Annotated in this window: 19 protein-coding genes; 5 read left to right on the top strand and 14 right to left on the bottom strand. The window is 54.8% G+C overall.

What is annotated here, in order from left to right:
* The first annotated feature begins 62 nt into the window (after positions 1-62).
* From FYJ85_RS16490 to FYJ85_RS16475, 4 genes are all read left to right on the top strand, one after another.
* A complete protein-coding gene (locus FYJ85_RS16490; RefSeq protein ID WP_106055493.1) occupies positions 63-356 on the top strand; it encodes a hypothetical protein in 294 nt (97 codons plus the stop codon).
* A 223-nt stretch (positions 357-579) separates the two neighbouring features.
* Positions 580-1,680 carry an ABC transporter ATP-binding protein gene (locus FYJ85_RS16485; RefSeq protein ID WP_106055492.1) on the top strand — a complete coding sequence of 367 codons (1,101 nt, stop codon included), beginning with the start codon at positions 580-582 and terminating at the stop codon, positions 1,678-1,680.
* Positions 1,681-1,807: 127 nt separating this feature from the next.
* Positions 1,808-3,583 (top strand): ABC transporter ATP-binding protein, encoded by a 1,776-nt coding sequence (locus tag FYJ85_RS16480; RefSeq protein WP_158704358.1) that lies wholly within the window; start codon positions 1,808-1,810, stop codon positions 3,581-3,583.
* Positions 3,584-3,622: 39 nt separating this feature from the next.
* A complete protein-coding gene (locus tag FYJ85_RS16475) occupies positions 3,623-3,946 on the top strand; it encodes a 50S ribosome-binding protein YggL (RefSeq protein WP_106055490.1) in 324 nt (107 codons plus the stop codon).
* Between the two features lie 54 nt (positions 3,947-4,000).
* On the opposite strand, the gene FYJ85_RS16470 is transcribed toward FYJ85_RS16475, so the two are convergent.
* The 3 genes from FYJ85_RS16470 to FYJ85_RS16460 all read right to left on the bottom strand — a co-directional run bounded on the left by FYJ85_RS16470 (position 4,001) and on the right by FYJ85_RS16460 (position 6,102).
* Positions 4,001-5,170: an MFS transporter gene (locus tag FYJ85_RS16470; RefSeq protein ID WP_177995774.1), complete on the bottom strand. Its 1,170-nt coding sequence runs from the start codon at positions 5,168-5,170 to the stop codon at positions 4,001-4,003.
* Between the two features lie 91 nt (positions 5,171-5,261).
* The gene (locus FYJ85_RS16465) at positions 5,262-5,606 is read right to left on the bottom strand and encodes a TIGR04076 family protein (RefSeq protein ID WP_154419541.1); all 345 of its coding nucleotides are present in this window, start codon (positions 5,604-5,606) and stop codon (positions 5,262-5,264) included.
* Positions 5,607-5,622: 16 nt separating this feature from the next.
* Positions 5,623-6,102, bottom strand: coding sequence for a C-GCAxxG-C-C family protein (locus FYJ85_RS16460; RefSeq protein ID WP_106055487.1), 480 nt, complete (start codon positions 6,100-6,102; stop codon positions 5,623-5,625).
* Between the two features lie 128 nt (positions 6,103-6,230).
* Here FYJ85_RS16460 and FYJ85_RS16455 point away from each other — a divergent pair, with 128 nt between their 5' ends.
* Positions 6,231-7,211 (top strand): calcium/sodium antiporter, encoded by a 981-nt coding sequence (locus FYJ85_RS16455; protein WP_154419540.1) that lies wholly within the window; start codon positions 6,231-6,233, stop codon positions 7,209-7,211.
* A gap of 72 nt (positions 7,212-7,283) precedes the next feature.
* On the opposite strand, the gene FYJ85_RS16450 is transcribed toward FYJ85_RS16455, so the two are convergent.
* The 11 genes from FYJ85_RS16450 to atzF form a co-directional block, all read right to left on the bottom strand.
* Complete coding sequence (locus tag FYJ85_RS16450; protein WP_154419539.1) at positions 7,284-7,748, bottom strand: LacI family DNA-binding transcriptional regulator; 465 nt, start codon at positions 7,746-7,748, stop codon at positions 7,284-7,286.
* Between the two features lie 223 nt (positions 7,749-7,971).
* Positions 7,972-9,402 carry a sialate O-acetylesterase gene (locus FYJ85_RS16445; protein ID WP_154419538.1) on the bottom strand — a complete coding sequence of 477 codons (1,431 nt, stop codon included), beginning with the start codon at positions 9,400-9,402 and terminating at the stop codon, positions 7,972-7,974.
* Positions 9,403-9,427: 25 nt separating this feature from the next.
* Positions 9,428-11,071: a glycosyl hydrolase family 28-related protein gene (locus FYJ85_RS16440; protein ID WP_154419537.1), complete on the bottom strand. Its 1,644-nt coding sequence runs from the start codon at positions 11,069-11,071 to the stop codon at positions 9,428-9,430.
* On the bottom strand, positions 11,071-12,567 hold the full coding sequence (locus tag FYJ85_RS16435) for a glycosyl hydrolase family 28-related protein (RefSeq protein WP_154419536.1): 1,497 nt from the start codon (positions 12,565-12,567) through the stop codon (positions 11,071-11,073). The genes FYJ85_RS16440 and FYJ85_RS16435 overlap by 1 nt, the downstream gene beginning before the upstream one ends.
* Positions 12,554-13,573 (bottom strand): LacI family DNA-binding transcriptional regulator, encoded by a 1,020-nt coding sequence (locus FYJ85_RS16430; RefSeq protein ID WP_154419535.1) that lies wholly within the window; start codon positions 13,571-13,573, stop codon positions 12,554-12,556. The genes FYJ85_RS16435 and FYJ85_RS16430 overlap by 14 nt, the downstream gene beginning before the upstream one ends.
* A gap of 1 nt (position 13,574) precedes the next feature.
* Positions 13,575-14,267 (bottom strand): prepilin-type N-terminal cleavage/methylation domain-containing protein, encoded by a 693-nt coding sequence (locus FYJ85_RS16425; RefSeq protein WP_106055480.1) that lies wholly within the window; start codon positions 14,265-14,267, stop codon positions 13,575-13,577.
* A gap of 80 nt (positions 14,268-14,347) precedes the next feature.
* Positions 14,348-17,908 (bottom strand): GDSL-type esterase/lipase family protein, encoded by a 3,561-nt coding sequence (locus FYJ85_RS16420; protein ID WP_154419534.1) that lies wholly within the window; start codon positions 17,906-17,908, stop codon positions 14,348-14,350.
* The gene (locus tag FYJ85_RS16415; protein WP_154419533.1) at positions 17,898-20,216 is read right to left on the bottom strand and encodes a DUF6259 domain-containing protein; all 2,319 of its coding nucleotides are present in this window, start codon (positions 20,214-20,216) and stop codon (positions 17,898-17,900) included. The genes FYJ85_RS16420 and FYJ85_RS16415 overlap by 11 nt, the downstream gene beginning before the upstream one ends.
* 87 nt (positions 20,217-20,303) lie before the next feature.
* Entirely contained in the window at positions 20,304-21,182 is an 879-nt protein-coding gene (locus FYJ85_RS16410) for a helix-turn-helix domain-containing protein (RefSeq protein WP_106055476.1), read from the bottom strand.
* Between the two features lie 233 nt (positions 21,183-21,415).
* Positions 21,416-22,246: an alpha/beta hydrolase gene (locus FYJ85_RS16405; RefSeq protein ID WP_154419532.1), complete on the bottom strand. Its 831-nt coding sequence runs from the start codon at positions 22,244-22,246 to the stop codon at positions 21,416-21,418.
* Between the two features lie 13 nt (positions 22,247-22,259).
* The gene (gene atzF, locus FYJ85_RS16400; protein ID WP_154419531.1) at positions 22,260-24,008 is read right to left on the bottom strand and encodes an allophanate hydrolase; all 1,749 of its coding nucleotides are present in this window, start codon (positions 24,006-24,008) and stop codon (positions 22,260-22,262) included.
* Positions 24,009-24,025: the final 17 nt, after the last annotated feature.

Below are 24,025 nucleotides of genomic sequence, written 5' to 3'. Positions count from 1 at the left end.
TGACAAATTGCAAAGTATCAATATAGTACCGGAGAAACTGACCTAAGAAGGAGGCTGGTGATATGGCTACAATTTGTCCCTATTGCAATATTGAAGTGAGTGAAAGCGCGATAGAAGCCGAAGACGGCTGCTGTCCGGAATGCGGTTCCGTCATCAGCGCGTCGTCCTCCTTCCTCGGCGAGGACCCGTCGGAATTCGACGACGGCATCAACGATGACGAGCTCTTCGAGGATTTCGACGAAGAGGAGGACGATATCTTCGAGCGCGGCGAATTCGACGATGAAGTCTTTGACGACGAGGACCTCGACGAGGAGTTCGACGAGGAATTCGACGACGAAGAGGAAGAGGAGTTCTGATCCGTTCCGCCGCTGGGGAACGCCGTGTCCGGGCGACACGGCGTTTTTTTATGCGGAAAAATCCGGATGCGGCTTGAAATCGGCCGTCTCCGGTTCTATATTGCCAGCTGATAACAGGTCCGGATGTGCCCGGAGACGGGCCGGCTCGAGCGAGCCGGAATTCCCCGCAGGTCGTCAGAGGCTGCTCCGGCGTCGCGGACCGCAGAGAAAAGGGTTCTTTATTATGGCAGAAGTGATTCTGGAGCACGTCTACAAGATTTACGACGGCAGCGTGACCGCCGTGAAAGACGTCAACCTCGAAATCCGCGACCGTGAATTCATGGTCCTCGTCGGCCCCTCCGGCTGCGGCAAATCCACCACGCTGCGCATGATCGCCGGGCTTGAGGATATCTCCAAGGGGACGGTCAAGATCGGCGACCGGGTGGTCAACAATGTCGCGCCGAAAGACCGCGACATCGCGATGGTGTTCCAGAACTACGCGCTTTATCCGCATATGTCGGTTTACGACAACATGGCGTTCGGGCTCAAGCTGCGCAACTTCTCGAAGGAGGACATCCAGTACCGCGTGATGGAAGCCGCGAAGATCCTCGGCCTCGAGGAGTACCTCGAGCGCCGTCCGAAGCAGCTCTCCGGCGGCCAGCGCCAGCGCGTCGCCGTCGGCCGCGCCATCGTGCGCAAACCGAAGGCGTTCCTCTTCGACGAGCCGCTGTCGAACCTCGACGCCAAGATGCGCGTCCAGATGCGCACCGAAATCTCGAAGCTGCACCAGCACCTCGAAAGCACGATGATCTACGTGACCCACGACCAGACCGAAGCCATGACCATGGGCGACCGCATCTGCGTCATGAAGGACGGCATCATCCAGCAGGTCGCCGAGCCGCTCGAGCTCTACGATAATCCGTGCAACAAATTCGTGGCGGGCTTCATCGGCACGCCGCCGATGAACTTCTTCGATGGCGTCATCACGAACAAGGACGGCAAGCTCACCTTCGTTGAGCCCGGTTTCGAGTTCGCCATTCCGGATGAGTGGAAGTCCAGGCTTGAGCCGTATGTCGACAAGAAAGTCACCTTCGGCATCCGCCCGGAAGACCTCGGCTCCGACGAGGCCGAAAAGGCCCCGGACATGCCGAAGGTCAAGGCGAAAATCGAAGTCGTCGAGCCGATGGGGTCGGAGACCTACGTCTATCTGAACACCGGTGAAAACTCCTTCATCGCCCGCGTCGATCCGCACAAAAAGCTCCGGGTCGGCGAGCTCGAAAGCCTCGCGGTGCTGCTGCCCAAGGCGCACATCTTCGACGGCGAAACCGAGAAGACCATCATCTGAGGAGGTTCCGCGGGAGAAGGCGGCTCCGGCCGCCGCCTCCCGTTTCCGTTCTCCTTCCCGCATGCGGGAAGAAAATTTACACGGATACGGCCGCAACTGCCGTATCTTCTCTTTTTCAGGTGAACAAATGAGAGAGTTTCTGCATCGTCAATACCGCAACCGCGGACCTCTGAGAAACTATATCGATTTCTACTCCGAATGGAAAGGCCGCTTCGTCCTGGTCTGGCTCATGTACCTGGTCAAGGCGGCGCCGGTCTTTCTGATTCCGATCCTGACCGCCGAAGTGATCAACCTGATCACGAACCGGGAGCTGCCGCTGGAGCAGGTCATCGGGCGGCTCTGGGAGATTCTGGCGATCGGCTTCGTGGTGATCGTCCAGAACATTCCGACGCACATGCTCTATGTGAGACTCATGAGCGTGCCGTGCCGTTCCGTCGAAATGAATCTGCGCTCCGCGCTCTGCACGCGCCTTCAGCATCTGTCGATTCCATACCACACCTCGACCAGAATGGGGTCGCTGCAGAACAAGGTCACCCGCGATGTCGAAAGCATCGAAAACATGACGCGCATGCTGCTCGACACGGTTCCGCATATCGTCTGCACGATCGTCATCGCGATCATCGTGACGCTGGTCAAGGCGCCGCTCTTCGTCCTGTTCTACCTGGCCGCCGTGCCGCTTGCCGTCGGCCTCTTCATGGCGATCCGCAAGAAGATCCGCGAAAGCAACCGCGCCTTCCGGCAGAGCATTGAGGACATGTCCGGCCGGGTCACCGAAATGATCCGCCTGATTCCGATCACCCGCGCGCACCACGTCGAGGAGGTTGAGATCGGCCGGGTCAACCAGAAGCTCGAGCAGATCCGCAACACCGGACTTCAGGTGGACTGGATCAATTCGATTTTCGGTTCGGTCAACTGGGTGCTCCTCATGCTGTTCAACCTCTGCACGCTGATTTTCATCGCCTACCTCTACCAGAAGGGATTCCTCAAGATCGGCGTCGGCGACATCGTGCTGCTGACCGGCTATTTCAGCTCGATCACCACGATGGTCATGGCGGCGATGAACTGCGTTCCGGCCATCACGAAGGGGCTCGAATCGGTCCGCTCGATCGGTGAAGTGCTCGAGTGTCCGGACATCGAGCTCAATGCGGACAAGCCGCAGGTCACCGAGGTCAAGGGCGATTTCGTCTTCGAACATGTCAGCTTCTCCTACCCGGGCAACGACAAACATGCGCTCGAGGATATCAATCTGCATGTGCCGCAGGGAGAAACCATTGCGCTGGTAGGCTCCTCCGGCGCCGGAAAGTCGACCATGGCGCACCTCGTGATCGGTTTCGTGCGGCCCTCGAGCGGCCGGCTGCTGCTCGACGGACAGGACATGAACAATCTCGATCTGCGCAGCTACCGGAAATTCATCTCCGTCGTGACGCAGGAGACGCTGCTGTTCGACGGCACGATCCGCGAAAACATCTGCTACGGCATCAAGCCGTCGGAATTCGAGCTTATGAGCGCGGTCCGCAGCGCGGACCTGCTGGACTTCATCGATTCCCTGCCGGAAGGGCTCAACACGCAGGTGCGCGAGAACGGCGCCCGCCTCTCCGGCGGCCAGAAGCAGCGCATTGCGATCGCCCGCGCCCTGCTGCGCGATCCCCGCGTGCTGATCCTCGACGAAGCGACCAGCGCGCTCGACGTCGAGTCGGAGTCGCAGATCAAGCAGGCGCTCGACTGCCTGGTCAAGGGGCGCACGACCTTCATCGTCGCGCACCGCCTCTCGACCATCCGCAACGCCGACCGCATCGTGGTCATGGACAAAGGCAGGATCGCGGAAATCGGGACCCATCAGGAGCTCCTCGCCCTCGATGGAATCTATGCAGAAATGAACCGTAAATTCACGGCGGCCCAATAACCGGCACAGGGACCGGATCAACACGCAGGAAGGAAAACAATGAAAAAACGTTTGCGTAAAAAGACCCATCGCGGCGAGTACAAGGAACTTGGTTTCGTCTTGACCGCGACCTATGAAGAGAAGGCCGACATGGAGGCGCTCTACGCTTTCGTCGATCAGCTGACCGGCAAATTCGACGAGCTCGGGCTGGACATCTCCGGCTACTTCGACTTCTCCGACTTCGACATCCTGGTCAACACCGGCAGCCCGAATACGGACGAGGCGGAGCGCCGGGATCAGGCGATCGCCTTCGTCAAGTCGCTCCCCGGCGTCACCGAGGTGAACGCGAGCGAGCTTGTCGACGCCTGGCACAACGACCTGTAACAGCGCCGCCGGCAACAGGATCGCGGGAACGGTTTCGGCCGTTCCCGCGATTTTTCATGCCCGGGAACGCCCGGAACCGTCGACTTTCCATTGAATCAGGAACAGAAGCGCACAGACGCCCCCGGCGAAATACGGCAGCAGATCGAACGAAAACACGGAGGCCAGATAACCGAATCCGGCCGGCAGCAGAGCGATGCCGAGCATGGCCGCTCCGCCCTGATAGCCGATGACCGTGGCGGCGGTCGCATCGTCGAACCGCTCCGGCGCGGCATGCATCATGGCCGGATAGAAGGTCGCAAACGCAAATCCGATCAGGCCGAGCGCGGCCGCCGGCAGAAACGGGAGATCGGAGAGCAGAAGCACGGCACCGGCCAGCCCCAGCAGCGTGCTGAACCGGATCTGCCGGGTGTTTCCCAGGCGGTTCGCAATGAATCCGAGCAGGAAGCGTCCGAAAGTCAGCATCCCCCAGTATCCGGTGACCGCATATCCGGCCGCTTCGGGCGAATATCCCCGGCATTGAGTCAGGAACAGATATCCCCACAGTCCCAGCGAATACTCCGCGCCGCAGTAGAGGAACATCATGAGCGGGCAGCAGAAAAAACGCAAGCTGTAACGGACCTTCCCCTCGAACGCCTCCGCCCGGCCGCCGTCTCCGCCCGTTCCGGTCTCCTTCCAGAGATTCAAGGTCATCAGAAACAATCCGGCGAGGCACAGTTGCACGGCGGAGACGATGCCGTAGCCGCAACGCCAGCTCCACCCGGCGGAGAGAATGAGCGTGATCATCAGCGGACCGGCGCTGGCCCCGATTCCCCAGCAACAGTGAAGCCAGTTCATGTCCCGGCTCGTGTAGTGCCTGGCGACAAAGTAGTTCATGCCGGTGTCGATCGCCCCCTGCCCGAAGCCGAGCGGAACGGCGAACAGCAGCAGAACCCGGAAAAATGGGGAAAGCGCATAGCCGAGCAGTCCGCAGCCGGTCATGAAACCGCAGATCACCAGCAGTTTCCCGGTCCCCAGGCGGCGCAGGATCGCGCCGCTGAAAAAGGCGGAAACGGCCGAACAGAGCGTCAGAAGCGTCGAGATGAACCCCGCATAATAGACCGGAACTCCGAATTCCGTCCGCATGGAGTCCCAGGCGACGCCGAGGATATTGTCCGGCAGCCCGAGACTGATGAAGCCGATGTAGATGATGACGAGAAGCGCAAGCCGTTTATTTCCGAAAAACATGATTGCCGACCGGCGGCGCCTCCCGCCTTCCTTTCCGGAACATACCATACCACAACACTCCGGTAAAAACAACACGGGCCGCGGCCCTTTTTCAGTGGACCGGCGTGTAATTGATCTCCGACGTCTCGCCGGTGGCTTCAAGCTTGAAGATCACCGGCCGCAGCCCGTCGTTGCAGCTGCAGATCGCAACGCCCGGTTTCCGAATCCAGTCGCCGTAGTAGAACAGCCCCTCCCCCGCGCCGTGCGCAAGGGCGAACACATACTGATAAATCGCCTTCCAGGCTTCGTCGCAAAAACCATCCGGCTTCGCGTAATCCGCGTAAAAGACCTGCCCGGCCTTCAGCATCGGACATGCCTTGAGCCCCTCCGCACCGTACTCCCGGGCCAGCTCCTCGTCCAGAGTCGTTTTCAGAACCGTGATTTTCACTTTCTTCATCGCAGGCATCTCCCAGTTACTGCCCGACTCCGGATTCCGCCCGGAGCCGTTCCTTCAGTTTCTCCTCCAGCAGCCCGGCTGCGAATGCCACCAGCTCCGCGCACGGACGCTTGCGGTAATACTCCGGCGTGCGCGCTTCGGAGACGGGCCGGTCCGCCTGCGCGGCGCCGAGCCCGAGCAGCTCGCGGCAGACGATCGAACCGTTCTCGCGCCGGAACGCCTCCGCCAGCTCCTGAATCAGCGCATAGTGCGCATCCTTGGCCGCCTTATCCCGCAAATCGGAGCTGCCGCGCAGCAGCCCTGCCGCCATGAACATGCCGGAGACCGCGCCGCACACCTCGCGCAGCCGCCCCATGCCGCCGCCGAAGCCCGAAGCGATGCGCATCGCCGTATCGAAATCAATCCCGCACTCCGGCTGAAACGCGCCGATCACCGCCTGGGAGCAGTTCGCCCCGGAGAGAAAGAGCCGTTTCGCCGTTTCCGCCTTGTTTTCCATAGAATTCATCACCTCTGTCTGATTTCGTAATATAACCCGTTTTCATAAAATTTCCGCTTGACATTCTACAAAAAAGGGCTATTTTTCCAAATTCCGGAAAAACAACTGACCGAACCCGGGGGAGTTTCATGCAAACGATTCTGAACCTGTTCTACGGCGCCTCCGGCGTCGCCGCCCTCTATTACGGCGCGGAATTTCTCGTGCGCGGCGGCGTGCGCATCGCGGAGAGATGCCGCATCTCCCCGCTGGTCATCGGGCTCACGCTCGTCGCCTTCGCCACCAGCGCGCCGGAACTGGTGGTCAGCGTCGACGCCGCCATCGCGGGCAACGCCGACATCAGTCTCGGCAACGTGGTCGGCTCGAATATCTGCAATATCGCGCTGATCCTCGGACTCTGCGCCGTCATCACCCCGCTCCGGGTCAACACGCATCTGTTCCAGTTCGACGCGCCGGTCATGCTGCTGGCCGCCGCCATGCTGACCATATTCTACCTGACCGGGCACGGCATCAGCCGCATCCACGGCGCAATCTTTTTCGCGGCGATCATCCTCTATACGGCCTGGAGCGTGCGGCAGGCGAAGCGCGAAGCGGCCGTCAACGCCGCCGTCGTCGAGGAGGCGCGGAAATCCGTCTCCTCCGGAAATGCCAAGGCAATGCGCCTCCCCGCCGCCGTCCTCCTGACCATCGCCGGGCTCGCGCTCCTGATCCTCGGCGCGAAGCTCTTCCTCGCCGGCTCCGTATTTTTCGCCCGGCTGCTGCAGGTCAGCGACGCCGTGATCGGCCTCACCCTGGTCGCAGTCGGCACCAGCCTGCCGGAGCTGGCGACCTCGGTCGTCGCCGCCGTCCGCGGCGAAAAGGATATCGCCATCGGCAACGTGGTCGGCTCGAACATCTTCAACGTCTTCGCAATCCTCGGCATCGCTCCGCTGATCTCCCCGCTCCGGAACGCGACGCTCAGCTATGTCGACCTCGGCGTCATGCTTCTCTGTTCGGTCCTGCTGCTGCCGATCATGCGCACCGGCTGGAAAATTTCGCGGCTGGAAGGCGTTTTCCTCCTCCTGATTTATATTGCCTATACCGCATGGCTCATCATGCAATCCGCTCTCTGACGCATTCCCTCCTGTCATTTCCGCGGCCTGATTTGACGCGAATCGACGGGAATGAGCTCATAGACGCGCAGTTCATGCGGAGTCAGGAGCAGCCGGAATCCGCCGTTGCCGACGATTCCCTCTTCGGCGCCGCCGTTGCTGACGCGCCGGAGGCGGTAACGGCCGGCCGGGAGCCCGGGCAGCGTCACGGCGGCGGCGACCGGCCGGGTGGAGCTCGAGCCGCCGGAAGGTCGCGTCAAGCTCCCGCTCCATTCCGGCCAGCACATGCGACAGATGCGTACAGCCGAACACTGGGGAGCCGTTGCGTTCCGCCGACGGGATAATCAGCCCGATCACGCCGGAACGTTTCGAAAACAGCCGCTGAGCGTGAATATTCGGAACGTACTCCATCTTCCGGGCCAGCTCGACCACACGGGCGCGAGTGGTTTCCGGAATCTTCATATCTCCGGGGCGGTTGTTCAGTATCCGCGAGACCGTTCCGGCCGAAAGCCCGGCCGCTTTCGCAAGATCCCGGATGTTGCTGCGCTTCTTTTCCATATCATCAGCTTGTCCTGTACATTGAATTGCAAACCGCACCAGACAACATGTTGTCTATATTAGACATGATGGATTTATCCCCGTTTGTCAAGAGCTGAATCAGGAAAAGATCAAATTTATTCCGCCCCGGCATCCAGCCGTCAGGATACCGGGAGAAAGCGGCGGGAAAACGGGCGGCTTCGCTGCGTGTTTCAGCTTTGACAATCTTTCCTATCCATGGTTTTCAAAAGGAAATTGAATGGTTGCAGCTGGAAAACGGTGCAACTGGATTTCCCGAGCGGTTTACCAGATTCGGATTTGCTGTTTTATGCCAGCCGAAACGCAGATATGCAGGTGCTTTTACCAAAGGAGACGATACCAATAATCGGTCATTGCAAATAATGCCATTTGCCCGATGGAAAATCTTGTCGGCACCGGCAATTTCCAAATGGCTGATTGCGTTCCCGTCTCTGCTCCTCAAGCCATTCGCGTTCATGAACGAAACAACAGCCTGATCACGTTTGAATTCGATTTTTGCACAAGTGGGAGCCAGGGCTTCTGAATTACCGATCCCATAACTTTTGTAAAGCGCCAGATCGGCCAGGCGATGTACCAATGGGATTTTATCAACCGGGTGAATATCGTTCGGATCACCGCAGTCTGTGGTAACAATGAAACCGGAATATGGATCGGATTGTGCAAACATCTGCTGAGCCATTCGGAAACGCGGAAGGAAAAAAGGCGGCTCCTCTCCGTATCCGAAAGGCGGAAGTTGTACAATATAGACAGGCATGGACTCCTGCTGAAAACATTTTCGCCAGGAGTATGCCAGCATCTGCAGCTTCTCCGCATATTCCATTCCCTCTGTATGGTTGTCTTCGCCCTGATACCACAGCATCCCTTTTACCGACATCGGGGATAATGGATATACCATTGCATTGTACAATACGGACGCAAGCCTCTGCTTATCCTCCCGTAACTCATTGTCATCTTTCATGTCCATATCGGCAAGTTCGCGTCGAAAGCCGTCGGCAACCTTTGGGGAAACCGGAACTGTTTTCCAAGCATTTTCATCAATCATGGCCTCGATGCGGCAGCCGCCCCAGGATATATTTATCAAACCAACCGGAATTCCGGTTTGATCAGCAATTCTGCGGCCAAACAAATAACCGACTGCCGAGAAATTCCCTGCCGTCTCCGGCATGCACTCCTGCCATTTCGCATCTGTATGATTTACAGGATTCCTGTTCCAGGCAAGCGGAATTTGCAGCAGGCGGATTTTGTTATTCGTGCTTTCTGCCGCCAACTTTGCGCCGTTCTTCACTCGACTGAGTTCAAACTGCATATTGGATTGTCCGGCACATAGCCAGATATCGCCGGTCAGTACATTATCATATGTAACCGTTGTCCTTCCACTGATTTTCAAAGCGGCCCCCCGGTCAGAAGCCGGAAAGGCGGGAAGTGCAGCCAGCCATCTGCCGTTACGATCCGCGACAGCAGATGCACTGGCGCCGCGAAACGTAACGGTGACGGTTTCGCCCGGAGCCGCCGTTCCCCAGACTCGCACAGGAGCGTCTCTCTGTATGACCATATTGTCGGAAAAGACAGAACCCGGCGTAACAGCATGAAGCATGCAATTTACGACCAGAAGAAATAGAATATGGTATGATTTCATTTTTCAAACTTTCCGTCCGATACGTTCAGGGAAGATTCTGCCAATGCGTCACCCCATACGGACCGGTCTGCGAAAGCACAGGAAGCATCCCGGAGGGCTGAACGGCCAATTCTTCAATGGTGATGAGATCCGTGGTGAGATTTTCATCTCCCCCGCCGAGTTCGAATGCCGCGGTCAGCGGTTTTGATGAAATCACATCGACTTTGTCAAAATGAATATTCCGGCTTTGCAGTATTTGAACCGCAAAAGGAGTTGTTTCCGCCAAGTTCATGTTTTCGAGTTTCAACTCGGAGAAACCGGATTCCAGTGTCTGGAAGACGGAAACGGAACTGCCGGGAGAACCGGAAATCTCAAGATTGTGCATGCCAAGATTCCGACAACGCTGAATTCCAAGGTTTCCATGAGTTATTTTCAGATTTGAAACCCGGATGTTGCAGTCATGGAGCTGTTCGATTCGAGCCGGATCGATTGCTTCATCCTGTCCGATGATCAGAAAGGCGCCTTCCCTGATATCTGCATTTCTGAGCCGGCAATCGGCAACTGTCCGAAACCGCCAGCGGCAGCCGGTTGTGAGGAAATCGGCCAGTTCGACGCCCGATACTCCGCTCAGGTGCACGCTGTCATTATCACAGTTTTCAATTTGAAAATCACCGCATCGGACATCGAATTCATAAAAATCAGGATTGCTGAATGCCGGGTCAAACTGCATGATGTACAATCCCGTATTACAGTTTTTCACCTTTACGTCATTGATTTCGATATTGCGGCTGGCCAGATATTGCCATAAATTGATCTTGCTGATCATTCCGGCATCGATGATAATGCCGCACCCCACCTTGCTGTCCACTTCGACATCCGATATTTTCACGGCCTGAGCTCCGGAAATACGTATTCCGTTGGCATTGCCGCCTGTTGAACGGACATGCCTGGCCACAGAGCCGGAATTGTTCCATTCTCCCAAATCAGGCAAAGAGAATACGGTTCCGATTTTCCCCTCCGGTTTTTCCGCATAATAAGTAACGAATGCCAGTGTGTCATCTCCGGTCTGAATTCCGGTAACCCCTTCAACATCGACATTCCGGCAGGCATTGAAATGGAGCCCGTCCCCCCAACTCTCCCGTATGGTGAAGTTCCGTACCGTCACATCACTGCACCCCATGAAAACGGCTCCAGTCTGAGCACTTTTCAGGACTTGACAATTTTCCATCCGGATCCGCTTCAGCGTTCGACGGCTATCCGGATAACCTTCAAAACGGAAACCATCGCCGTTGCTTCGGGTACGCGCTTTATTCTTCCACTGGACTTTAATGTTATGAAGTTCAATATTTTTGGCGGGACCGCGTACTGTTATGCCATGCCCGCCCCCATTGCCGTCAGGCAGCAGGTTGTCCATCAGCAAAACCGCTCCATCAGCAAAAACAACTTTCACATTGCTCTGTTCATCCAGGATCAGACCACCTCCCACGGTTCCGATACGGTATGTTCCGGCCGGAAATTCCAGAGTGCCGCCGCCATTGCTCTTCAGTCGTTCGGCAGCCTGTTTCAGGGCTGCCGAATCATCAGCGATTCCATCTCCGGCCGCACCGAACTCCCTGATGTTCAGAATCGGCAAGGCCAGTGCCGTTGATACGAACAGAAAAAAGCAGACTGCTCCAATAAATGTCTTCATTATAACTCGCTTCCGTTAAAAAAGATTTTCCGGCAATTCCCGATTGACGGCTTATCGGCGGCGACGGTTTCATTTAAATATATATCCCGGCAGTTTTTCAGTTCGATTGCAGAATCGGAACGCAGTCCGGAAATACAGAGACCGGCCAGGCGGTCAAGCCGCAGAGGAGCTCCTGTCAGGTTGACTCTGCTCAGCAGAACGCTGCCTGTCGCAACCTCTTCCGGGCCAGAAACCTCTATCGGCTTCGGTTCCATATTCGGCCGGAAACCGAAGAAACGCTTCCCCTGAATGCCGGTGAACTCCACGGAGCCGCCCGTCTGATCCAGGCCGTTCAGCGAAACGGGACCGCGCAAATTCAGAAATCTGATTCTGCTGTCCGACCGGATGTTGCTGATCTGGATGCCGCCGACACTCTGAATGTCGATTCCATGCGAATGAATTCCGGAAAGAGTCAGATTGCTGATGTTGACCTTGAAACTCCAAAATGATTCCGAAGCGTCAGGCAGCACGTTCAAGCTGCGCACGATCAGCCCCAGATCGCAATCCGATATCGACACGTTGGAAATATTGATGTTGCGCGAAGCCGGATATCCCCAGCCGACAGCTTCATTCTCCGTCGTCTTGATGGCCGAATCCAATTGAACTCCGGCCCATTTGCCGGAAACATTGAGATTGCTGACATTGATATTTCGGGCGCCGGAGATTCTCATGCCGTCGGCATGCCCTCCTATGGCGGTGATATTCGTCGCATTGCTGTCGGAATTGCACCACTCATTTAAATCCGGGAAAGAAAAAACGCCTCCTGTCTGCCCGGAAAACTTTTCGTCAAAATAAGTGACAAAGGCCAGCGTATCATCTCCGTTGTTCAAGCCCAGCACGCCATTTACATTTACGCGGCGGCAGGCGTTGAAATGCAAACCGTCAGCCCAGGTGTCGACCGGACTGAAATTATTGACGGAAACATCACTGCATCCCATGAAAACCGCCCCGGTCTGCGGGCTGCGTTCTCCGATACAGTTGTTCATGATGATCCGGGCAATGGTTTTGCCGTCACTGGGATACCCCTCGAAGCGGAATGCATCACCATGACTGCGGCCAATCGCTTTTTTCACCCATCTGACATGAATATTCTCCAGCGTGATGCCGGAACCGGGACCGCGCACCACGATTCCATGACCGCCGCCGGAGCCGTCCGGCAGCAGGTTGTCCATCAGCAAGACGGCTCCGGGTTCAAAACGGATGGTTGCATTGGAAATACCGTCCAGAAAAAGTGCGCCATGCCCGCTTGTTGCAATACGGTATTGACCGACGGGAAAATACAGAATTCCTCCATTGTGCTTTTTCAGTTCGGCCACTGCGTTTTGTATTGCGGCATGATCATCCGTGACACCATCGCCGCGGGCTCCGAATCCGGTGACGTCAATCACAGAAGCGTGCAATAAGATTGAATTTGAAAACATAAGCAGAATCCACAGTAAATTATCATAAAATTTCATTTTTCATCTCACATGAGGTATTGCCGAATTCCGTAAACGCGGAAGCCACGGAACCGCATATTATCAATTCAGGATAAATTCCATCAGGCATGAACTCGGAACGATTGATTTTACAAAGAAGTCTGTTTACCGCGTTTTGTATCCAGTCCCCCGGAGTGTGTCGAATTGTCGTCAAAGAGAATTTTCGGCAGAATATCTCGTTCATCATGTCCACCCCGATCAGCGACAGTCGGGCGGGAATCGGAATTTTGTGCAGGGAAGCCCACCGATATACCCCCTCGGCAATTGCTTCGCCGATTACGATCACTGCTGTAGCCGACTGATGCCCGATGAGTCTTTCCGCACCGCTCATGCCGGTTTCCACGCTATCCCTTTCCTCGAAACAATATTCCGATTCGCACCAAATACCTTTCTCTTCCAGTACATCGCCGAGAACTTGGGGGAAAATATGAGCTTTCGGCGCAATGCAGCCAATTCGGCAATGCCCGCAAGCCCGAAAATAATTAACAACTTTCCCGGCAGCCTTCCTGTAATTCGAACGTTCTTCCGCTTCGGCATCGATGACCGGAACCTGCATTGCCGGGCAATCATCAAATTTTTTCGGAAGAAGGCTGATCATTCCATCTATCAGTCCTCCGGAAATCAACCTCTGCATGGAATTGCCGCTTCCTTTTTCCTGTGCAGTCATGCCGATTATTGTATCATAATGATTCATTTGCAGAGTAGTGACAATTTCGGCAAGCCGCATTTGTTTTTTCTGTAAGCCGGCCGGATCGATCAGGATTCCGATCAATCCGGTGGCTTTGTTCCGCATGGCTTGGGCAATGATATTCGGCTGGTAATCCAACTTCCGCGCGGCGTCAAATACCTGTCGTCGAACTTTATCGCTGATTGCCCGTTTGCCGCTGAAAGCGTGCGAAACCGTGCCGGGAGTAACTCCGACCATCATGGCGACATCGCGTATCGTGGCTTTTTTCCGATTACAGCAGGCATTCGAACGCTTCATCTTACCATTCGCTCAGAACAAAATCTTTCTCAAACTGATCGGAGTCCATTCCCCGGGCTTTGACAGCTGCGGCATGTCCGTCCACGAATACGACATTATCCATCTGGCCATGCGCTTTCCCCCAGACGGAAGCATCGCTGTTTCCTGCTTCAAAGAAATATTGACCGGGATTTTTGGCATCACAGAAGAGAGCCTTGCTCGACGGCCGCCGGCAAGCCGACATTTTTCTCGGCGGGTACAATGCCGGATATTGATTGCCGGCATAGATGGAGGCCAGTCTCCCGTTCGCTCCATAAGTTGTTGTTTTTTTACCCTGCGCCTCATATCTTTCCTGTACCGAGCCGCAGATGAATGTTTTATTCATTTCAGTAAAATTATTGAACTCCTCGGTGCTGGACGCCATGGGAGAGCCTACCACATAGGGATACAGCATTTCAAACCAGTAAGCTTCATTGGAACCTCCCGGGCAAAAATAGGACTGTACATAGGGGCCATTGCGCAAAACCACAAAGTCATCATTGGAATCGGCGTAAGAGATATTGCCCAGGCCAAGCTGTTTCAGGTTATTGATACAATTGGCCGATCTTCCCCGTTCTCTTGCCTGATTAAGTGCAGGCAAAAGCATGCCTGCAAGGATAGCAATAATTGCAATAACCACTAAAAGTTCGATCAAAGTAAAGTTTCTGTGTTTCATGGATAACTCCTTTCTGCAACAATGGTGTTGTGATGCTTCAATACTATACTGATAGGTAAAGACTGATAGGCAAAACCCTCCTATTTTATTGGAAACAAGTCCAGCAATGCCTTCTGAAACAGCTTCATCCCGTCCGCATTCGGATGGTTTATTCCGTTGACCAGCAAAGTCGTGTATGGGATTCCCCTTCTCCACAATCCGCCATAACTGCGGGAGACATCGGCTAGCGCAATGCTGTGTTCCCGGGCAAACTTCCGTAAAAACTGCACATATGGCCGCGGGTCCTCGTCACATCTTTTTTCTTCCGTCAATCCCATCCAATCCGGACGGACATAATGCGGCGTCATCAGAATCAACTCCGCTCCGATCCGTCTGACGTCTTCCACTACCCGAGTATAATTCTTTTGCCAGATATCCGAGCTCAAACCGGCATCATTGACAAACTCCATCAGAATCAAATCCGGCCTGGAATCGAGAATCCTGGCGACATAATTCCATTCCGAACCGGGAGGTTCTGCAAAAAACATCTCGGAATTTTTTCCCGGCCACCCCACGGTGACCAGTTCTATATCGGCTTGCGGGAAACGCTCTTTCAGCGCAGCGGCAAACCCTCCGCCGATTCTTTCTCCCGGCTGCAGCCAGGTACCTGCCGTCACGCTGTCTCCCCATGCGACAATACGGAGCCGTTCTCCGTTCCTCAGTTTTTTCAATGTTTTCGGCAAGAGCTGTTCGGCGACAGGCACGGCCGTCGGCGATTCCGTTTCCATCACCGGGAAGAGGGACGCATCCGTCAGAGTATCAGCACCGGCCGGCAGATAAACACTGCCGAGCATCTGTTCTCCATAACGCAGCGGAGGAGGCTGCGCCAAAACCGGAGCGGGAGTTCCCTTGCGGATGATCAGCGAACCGTCTTTTTGCCTGATCACCGCGTCCAGACGTGAATTTCTGACGGAATAGTCTATCAACACCGCATCATTTTCCTTGATTCGTCCGTCGGCTGACCGCCCGACCGTTCCCCAGAACGGATCAAGCTCATAGTCGGTTCCACGGGTCATGACAAAGCCGTCCGGCCGCTTTACAGTTACACTCTGGGGCAGCAGCGCACCCGCAGCAGAACATTCGGCAGCCGCTAAATGTTTCAGAACCGTGCCTCTGGCCCAGCCGGGATTATCCGGGGCGAACAATGCGAGATTCTCATGGAGCTCATCCACGATTTTTTCCGGTACAGGAGGAACAACCGGTAAAACCGCCGTTTTTCCGGTCGTGTCGGTGACGCGAATCTTCCAGGAAGAAACGAGTTCCATTTTACAAGGGGCGACAGACGCCGGAAGGGTAAAAAAACGGTTCCCGCTTACAGTGATTCCTTTGCAGGTTGTTTCATTCATGATGACTCCGGCTCCCTCGTTCAGTTCATGACAATTCCACTCATTATCCAGGATAAAGCCATTTTTAACCTGTTCCAGAACTACCGCTCCACGGTATGCAAATTCATTTTTACGATTGAATGTATTGATGATCCGATTATTACGAAATATCAGATTTTCGGTTCCTGAAGCATACAACACGGCGCCGACCGGATTTACAAATGTGTTGTTCTCAAAAAGGATATCCTGCATAAGAGGAAAAACCGGCTCATCGGTCTCCGGCAGGGCATAGGCCAGAATTTCAATATCCCGAACAAATTTCCCTGCACGTGTTGAGTTGACATTTACGTAGTCAAATACATTATTGCGTACCACTACATTGCTGACGCCGAATCCTTCTCCCCAGTAATGCTCCTGATAACCTGTCCCGATCTGCATTCCGCCAGCCTGGTTATGAAAGAAATAATTGTTTTCGATAGTCATGTTCTGAGCCTGAGGCAGAATGCCTCGCGCCCGGTTATTATGGAATTTACAATTACGGATAATGACATTGCGCGTACCATATCCCCGGTTGAAAATCACGAAGCGATGCCCGATAAGCTCCTGCGGGAGACCTTCGGCAATCTCCAATGCGCCGCTGCCGTCGTTTGAATTTCCGGGCAGCAGTTTTTTGACCGTCACGCTGCGGTTGACCGGCGCAAAATTCAGTTCCCGCAGCTCCAGAACATCGCCGGCCCGAAATGTTCCGATGGAAATGGTGCTCAGCTGCAATCGATCAGGAGCCGTTACTGTTGCCAGCCCATGCATATCCGTGATATTGATGCAATCATCACCGCTGAAACCGAACTCGCAATCAATGAATTTCAGAAAACCGGCAGACTGACTGCCATGAACCGGATCGGCACAACTGGTAATATTTCGTTTTTTCCCTTTCGGAAGAACTGTTTTCACCCTTTTCAATTCGACAAATTTCTGATTGCGCCCGGCCAGCAGCAAGCCGAAACCGGGACAGCTGTAAATATTGATGTCTTTCAGCGTGATATGCTGATTGTCGTCCAGTATGAAAGCTCCGGCATCATAGGAATAATGACGCATTCTGAACAGCTCGCCGGGCTGGATTTCGGTAAAAAAATGGTCCTGCTGTTCGGTATTTTTCCGTATGATCATCCGATCGGGAGCGGTCCACGTCATATCCGCCGGGGAATACCGGCCGGGGATGAACTCAAACAGCGCTCCCTTGCTGTTTTCACAACCGACAGACATTGTGACCGGATCAAGTTGCTCCATATCCGCCACTCTCATGGATTCGGGAGCGGGAAAACCGCCATACTCAGTAAACTCCACTTCAATCCACTTTCGGGCAGGATCTACTTTCAGGACTTGAACCGTACTGGCCAGCGGCATTTTCTCCCAATCCCAGTCAATATTCAGTTTTTTCAGGATCACCCGGTGATTGCGGCTGAGTTCCAGAAAAGAGCTGTGCATCGGCATTTTTTCTCGATGGAATACAAACAATGCTCCGTTGCCGTCCAGTTCAAAATCCCTGAAATCTTCCAGTTTCAGAGGAGTATTTGAAGTAAAGCGGAAAGTTCCTTTCGGCAAAAGGAGTTTTGATGCCTGCCGGGTACGGCAGGCGGCAACAGCTCTTTGCCAGGCCTGTGTGTTATCCGGCGCCTCGGTGGAAAAACCGAATTCGCCGGCATCCACAATAACCGGTTCAGCTGGAAATTGAGGCTGGGCAATCTCAAATTCCTGCGATCCAGCCGGAAGCTTCAACGAAGTTGTATTTCCCGGTTTTATCATTCGGTACGGCGTGCGTTGACAGGCAATGACCAATCCGCTTATTTCTGCCGAAACTTTTCCCTTCGCATGAATCTGTAAAGTATAAGGAGAGGCATCATCCGGCACCGTGACCTCGAATTGAACTGCGGTCCACTGTTTCGCCATGCCGTTTTCTGCATACAAGTCGTTCAGGTGATGTTCCACATCACCGGGGCGGACCATAAATGCAAGATGTCCGTCGTCGAACCGGTCGGTAATGCGGTAGCGAAATTTCACCAGATAAGTATTCCCCGCCTTGAAAATACCTTTTTCATCCACCCAGATGGTATTCCACGGAGCATTGCTTGCTCTTGTGTCCACGTACAAACAATTTTCGCTGATCTTGCCGTAAAACCGGGGAGTGCCTGAAAAATCTTCCTGTACTGTCGCAAATTCACTTCCGGAGACACTCAGCCCCAGCAGGAGAACCGATAGAAAAACGGTCTTATGCGTCATGCCCGGCCTCTTCTCTTTGAAATTCAATCATAACCGGCTGAAGACCGGGAATCTCAAGCTTCAGGGAACGTTCGCAGAAAGAACTCTTTTTACCATCGGCACAAATCAGCAATCCGCGCCTCACGTCCGGAAACTCGATACGGACAGCTTCCTTTTCCGTGTTGCAATTCACAAGGATCTGAGCCGTTCTTTCTTCAAAACTCCAATTGGAACTCAACACCCACGGCAGAGAAATCGGAGAGCGCCTGCCTGTAAAATGCAGTTCCCAATGATTGCAGCGGACCGGACAACTCACCTGCATGCGCCCGAAAACCAGAAAATCATGGGCCGCACCGCGCCGCATATCGTTCAGGTTGCCGATCAGTTCCTGAAGGATTTCCTGATCGGGACCGTCTTCCTCCCAGTCACACACCCAGCTCCAATGTATTTCCCCGTGTTTTTTCAGGGTTACCGATAGCACTTCACCCGAAATAAACGAATAAGCCATGCGGAACTGCAGGAATTGCGGACTTTTCCGGCGGTCGAACCACCCGGCCAGACAAACTCCGTTGCCGGTGAAATTATTGATATATTCATGAAAGAGCATACTGTAGGCCGGGACCGGACGCGCAAAAGCCCAGGCCAGATGATTGCGGAGGTCATTGAAAGGAAGGTATCGGATGTAAGGCTGAGCCGCCGCATTCTCACATCCCAGAATGACCGGCCTCCCGCTTTTTGAGGCGCATCGCATCGATTCGTTCAGCAAATGGCTCATCGCCCCGGTTAACCACTGGCCCGGCGCTGCCGGATGTCCATGCCCGGAGTTGTAACACAGCGGGGCGCTGCACCCCTGATTCTGATCGAAAAACTGAATATAGTCCACCTGCGATTCCGTTATTTTACGAATCTCGTTGCAAACGGTATCGATCGTAAAATCACAAGCAGGACACATTTCATAACCGATGCGCTGACCGATCCCCGGAGGCCCGTTGCATATGGTTGCACGCATCTCTCCACGCGGTCCGGCAGCCATAATATTCTCCAGATGTTTCTCTTCAAAATCCTTTTTCCGCTGGTAACCGGTATCGATCGAACTTGACTGGGTCCAGCCGATCCCGGAACAATATACTCCCAGAAGATTGCCGTCGTCATGCAGCGCCCGACCGAATTCACTGAACATTTCCTCTCCACCGAAAGGAGGCCAGACATAAGGAGGAGCCCAGGGGGCGGTTCCCTCCCAGTGCATCAGCAAAGCCATGATCCGGCAATTCCAGCGGGCGGCATATCTGCGGACTGTCGGCAAGGCATTGGAATATGGAAAATATTCATTGCCGCTGACGCTCCCGGTGTCGAATCCATTGCCTTTCACCGGATAAATCAATACGACGGGAGACTCCTTCAGCCAATCGGGAATCTGCGGATTGGAGAATAATTTTTCCGGCAGGCTTTTATCGTTTTCCTCCATCCATTTCCGATAAATGAGAGCTGCGTTTTCCCAGTTTCCTCGAAAGCCGCCGGTGACCAGTGAAAAAGGCAGAGAAAAATGATCGGAAACATGATTTCCGCAGAAAATCTGATAAAACAGTCGGACGGAATCCGTCCCTTTACAGATCAGCTCAACGCCCTTGGGCAGATGGTGCATGTCATGAGCCGCAAAGTACAAGCCCGCATCATCGTTCCAATGTGCCATAAATTGCATGGGGCAGGTTCCGGGATAGTAACCGCTGATGCCGTTCAACGGATAGGAGAGAACCCGCCCTTTGAAATATTCAGAGTTCTCTCTGGTCTGCAGCTCATCAAAAACCACACCTTCCGCTCCCGGCCAGAAGATTTTGCCGTTTCCGCCTCGCTCATGCAAATCGTACGGAACTGAAATTCCGGGGAAGTCGATCCACTCGAGAATGAATTGTTCGGAAATGTTTTCCAGAGCGATATGCCAGTGAGCCAGCGGCTCGTCGTCCTGCAGCCGAACCGCGACAACGGCTTTCAGGCCGGGCATCACATTATGGCCGGAAAAAATGACACGGAGAACTTTTTTGCCGGAAAATGCCTGAACCGTTAAGAAGTCGGCACTGGAAAGGCGCGAAGGATTGCCTTCGCGATCCACAAAACTCAGTACAAATAACTCATTGCCGCTGCGTGAAGCCAGTAATGGCCGGCCTTCAAAGAGAATCTGGCGTAAAGAATATCTTTCTGTAAAATCGAATTGAATGGATGAATTGCCGAAAAACATGAAATGCCCCTTTTTACACTTGCCGAAATCATGGTGTTGACAACCTGCAGAGACCTTTTCGATGCGATTAAACTGGTCAATGACAAGATCTGTCAATGTGATTTTATTCTTGATTCCGACAATATTATAGTAAAAAAGGAGAGCCGCGACCTTAATAAAATGATATTTTTTCGGTGTTATCTGCTAATTATGCCTTTTCCGATACTGCAAAGGCGAACAGCCAAAATAATTTCGGAACTGATGCGAAAAATAATTACTGTCCTGAAAACCGGCGGAAAAGGCAATCCGCTGTACGGTGTCTCTCCGATTTTCCAGCAATTGCTTTGCCGCTTTCTTCAATCTGAGGTCTATGATGTATCGGATGGGAGAACACCCTGTCGTTTCGGCGAAAACACGACGGAAATTACTGGGCGACATATGGAGCGACCTGGCCAGTGATTCCAACGACATTTCCTGCTGATAATTCAGCTCGATATAGGAAAGGATTTTACTGATTTCCTGCGCATAATGATAATGCAGGCTGTATTTGTTGTACACTTCGCAATTTCTTGAAAGCAAAATCAGGATTTTCAGAAAGTCACTGAAAATTTCCACTCTGCAGCCGGGTAACTGTTCCTGAAAGCATTGCCGGATCGTTTGACAAAGATCGATCACTTTGTTCAGGATCGGCGGAGAAATATAGAGATTTCCGCTCATTCTCTTTTCCATTCCCATGATCGGTTCGAGGGAGAAAAGCAGATGATACCCGCTGATAAGTTCAAGTTCACTGCGGAAATGGTCAAGAAAATCGGCAAAAAACAGATAACTGTAAAGTTCCAGATTGTCCTCATTGATGTAAGAATGTGCAATTCCGGGCATAATAAGGAAAATATTGCCGGCGGACAGTTTAAACTTCTCGCCGTTGAAATTATGAATTCCGGAACCATGCGTAACCACGACCAGTTCCAGAAAATCATGAGAATGCTCCGATTCTTCTGAAATATTTTTATAAGCGCTGTAAGACAGGGATAACCCGAAGTTGTTTAAAAGCGCATGGTCATGAAACGAAATGACTCTTTGCATAATACAGAAAAGCCGGGGTTGTGAAATCAACGTAATCTGCTTTTATAAATATATCTTTATTATCGAACAAATCAAATCGCTGAAATTCAACTGCATCACATTCTTCCCGACTGGATATACTGAATATACGTATTTCCGGTACATGCCGAAATGTATCTGCACGATGCTTCGTCTGATTTTCAACGGAATATCAGGTCAGCCGGAAAATCTTTCTATCCCAAGATTCCCCCTGCTCAAAACGGTTGAATCAGGCTCAGCAGAGCTGCTGTAAGCTTGCCTTCCGGGGCTTCCAGTTCATGCAGGATTGTGAAGTGGTTGCGCCCGGGAAGCGTGAAAGCGCCGCCGGGCAGCGCCGCAGCCGCGCGGAGCCGCGCAAAATCCCAGCTTTGACGCTGCAGCTCCGGTAATTCGGCAGAGCCGCAGGCCGCGATCAGCGGACTCCGGGAAAGAGGACGATGCTGCGGACTCAGCCCTGTGATTTCTTCCGGCGTCAGCCGGAGTTTTTCATTCAGGCCGCACCGGGAGATCGGTTCCAGGTCGAAAATACCGCTGACGGCGAGAACGCCGACCACCCCCGCCTCGTCAGCCATCATTGCGGCGAGATGTCCGCCCGCCGACCAGCCGGCGACCACGATCCGGCTGCAGTCGGCTCCCCACGCTGCGGCATGCTCCCGCAGCCAGCGCAGGGAGTCGCGGATTTCCGCGACAATACCGGTCAGCGTCTGATCCGGTGCGAGCGTGTAACCCGGCAGGGCGACGTGGATGCCGTGCCGCAGCGGTCCCTTCGCCAGAAAACGGAAGGTCTCCTTGCGCCGCATTTGCCAGTAGCCGCCGTGGATGAAAACCAGAAGCGGCGCATTCACGGCACTGCTTGCAAAGTAATCGATCCGCTGGCGTTCGCGCACGCCGTACCGCAGGTCGAGACGTTCCGGACGGCGTTCGGCCAGAAGGCGGCTGCGTTCGTCGAACCCGGCGAGCAGCCGGGCGCTGTCGGCGACCGCACCGGTGTTGTCGTAGGCGGCGTCAAGTTCGGTTCCGGTCAACTTCCGATCGAGTCCGGTCATTCCGGCACATCTTTCAAACGGCATTCGTTTCTGCATGGGAGTCCGCTTTCCATTCTGATTTCGTACAAGTTCTGATATAGGCGCGCCAGTCGGAGAAGCCGGAGATATCGCGGCCGCACTCTGCTGCCACGGCCTCGCCGATGAAGCCGGAGACGCGGGAGCCGTCCCGGAGTTCCAGCATGCCGAGGCCGAGCGGAGGCGGAATGCGGGCAACGAACCGGGCGAAAGCATTTTCGGACAGTTCGTAAAGTTCAACGTAAAATGAAGTTCCGTCTTTTTCCGTTCGCAACAGCGCCGGTTTCGGCACGGACCCTTTTTCCAGCGCGTACATCCGGTAGCGGGGAGCGGTTTCGGCGCTTCCCAGAAAACGGGCGCCAAGCTCCTCCAGTTCCGAGTGGAGCGGCATGCCGGCGAGGTGCGCGCCGCAGACCGCGACGGTGTACGGTTCCGCCAGCCGGAAGCGCCGCGCCGCCTCCAGCAGCCTGCCGTCGTCGAACGCCCTGCCGACCAGCGTCACGCCGAACGGCAGTTTGCCGGCCCGCGCCGCCGGAATCGCAAGGGCGGCATAATCCAGCAGATTCATGTAGTTGGTATAGTACCCGAGATTGCTGTTGAGCCGGATCGGATCGGCTTCGACTTCGCCGATCCGGTAGATGGTTCCGGCTGTCGGAGTCAGGAGCAGATCAACCTTCGCCAATTCCGCGTCGGCCTTCGCCTTGCACTCCTGCAGCCGGTACATCCCCCGGAACACCTCCGACGGATGCGGCGTCTGTCCGGGCGTGATGATCGTTTCGATCACCGGAAGCGCCGCGCCGGGATGGCTCTCGATGAATCCGCCGACCGCCGCGTAACGCTCGAATACCCATGGTCCTTCGTAGAGCAGACGCGCCGCGGCCAGAAACGGCGCGAAGTCGATCGTCACCCTCTTGCCGCCTGCCGCCTCCATCCGCCGCACCGCGCGGGAAAATGCGTCGCGGTAGGCGCAGTTCCCGAAGAACTCAAGTTCTTCGTCGCGCGGCACACCGAACTTCCAGCGGCGCGGCAGAGGATTCACTTTCGGCGCGGCACGGCTGTAAGCGTCTTCCGGATCGAATTCCGCGGTGGCTTCCAGCAGAATTTCGGCATCTTCAAGCGTCAATGCGAAGATCGATACGCAGTCGAGGGTGCGGCAGGCCGGAACCACGCCGCGGGTACTCAGAAGTCCCCGGCTCGGCTTGACGCCGACCAGTTCATTGAACGCCGCCGGAATCCGTCCGGAACCGGCGGTATCGGTACCGAGCGAAAAGCTGCACAGTCCGTGCGCCAGCGCCGCCGCCGAGCCGCTGCTCGAACCGCCCGCCACATAACCGGGAGCAAGTCGGTTCGGGGTCACGCCATACGGCGAGCGTACTCCGACCAGCCCGGTCGCGAACTGGTCCATATTGGTTTTGCCGAGCGGCACGGCGCCGGCTTCGACCAGGAGTTCGACCACCCGCGCCGACCGCTCCGGAGTGTAGGCGTAGGCCGGACAGGCCGCCGTGGTCGGAATCCCGGCAAGGTCGATGTTGTCTTTGACTGCGAACGGGATGCCGTAAAGCGGCAGCGAGTCCGGCGACAACCGTTCCAGCCGGGCGAGATACTGTTCCAGCTGCGCTTCGGAAATCAGGCTGATCCAGATTCCGGCGGGCGCTTCGGAGGCGGTCCGGTACAGTTCGGTCAGGCGGCGGCGCACCGTTGTCCGCCCGGTGCGGTACTGATGTAATAAGTTTTTGATCGTCAGCATGTTCAAGTGCCTTTATG

It is taken from the genome of Victivallis lenta (assembly GCF_009695545.1).
Lineage (GTDB): Bacteria > Verrucomicrobiota > Lentisphaeria > Victivallales > Victivallaceae > Victivallis > Victivallis lenta.
The sequence above is the reverse complement of the archived record's forward strand: the minus strand, read 5'-3'. Positions and strand labels throughout refer to the sequence as shown.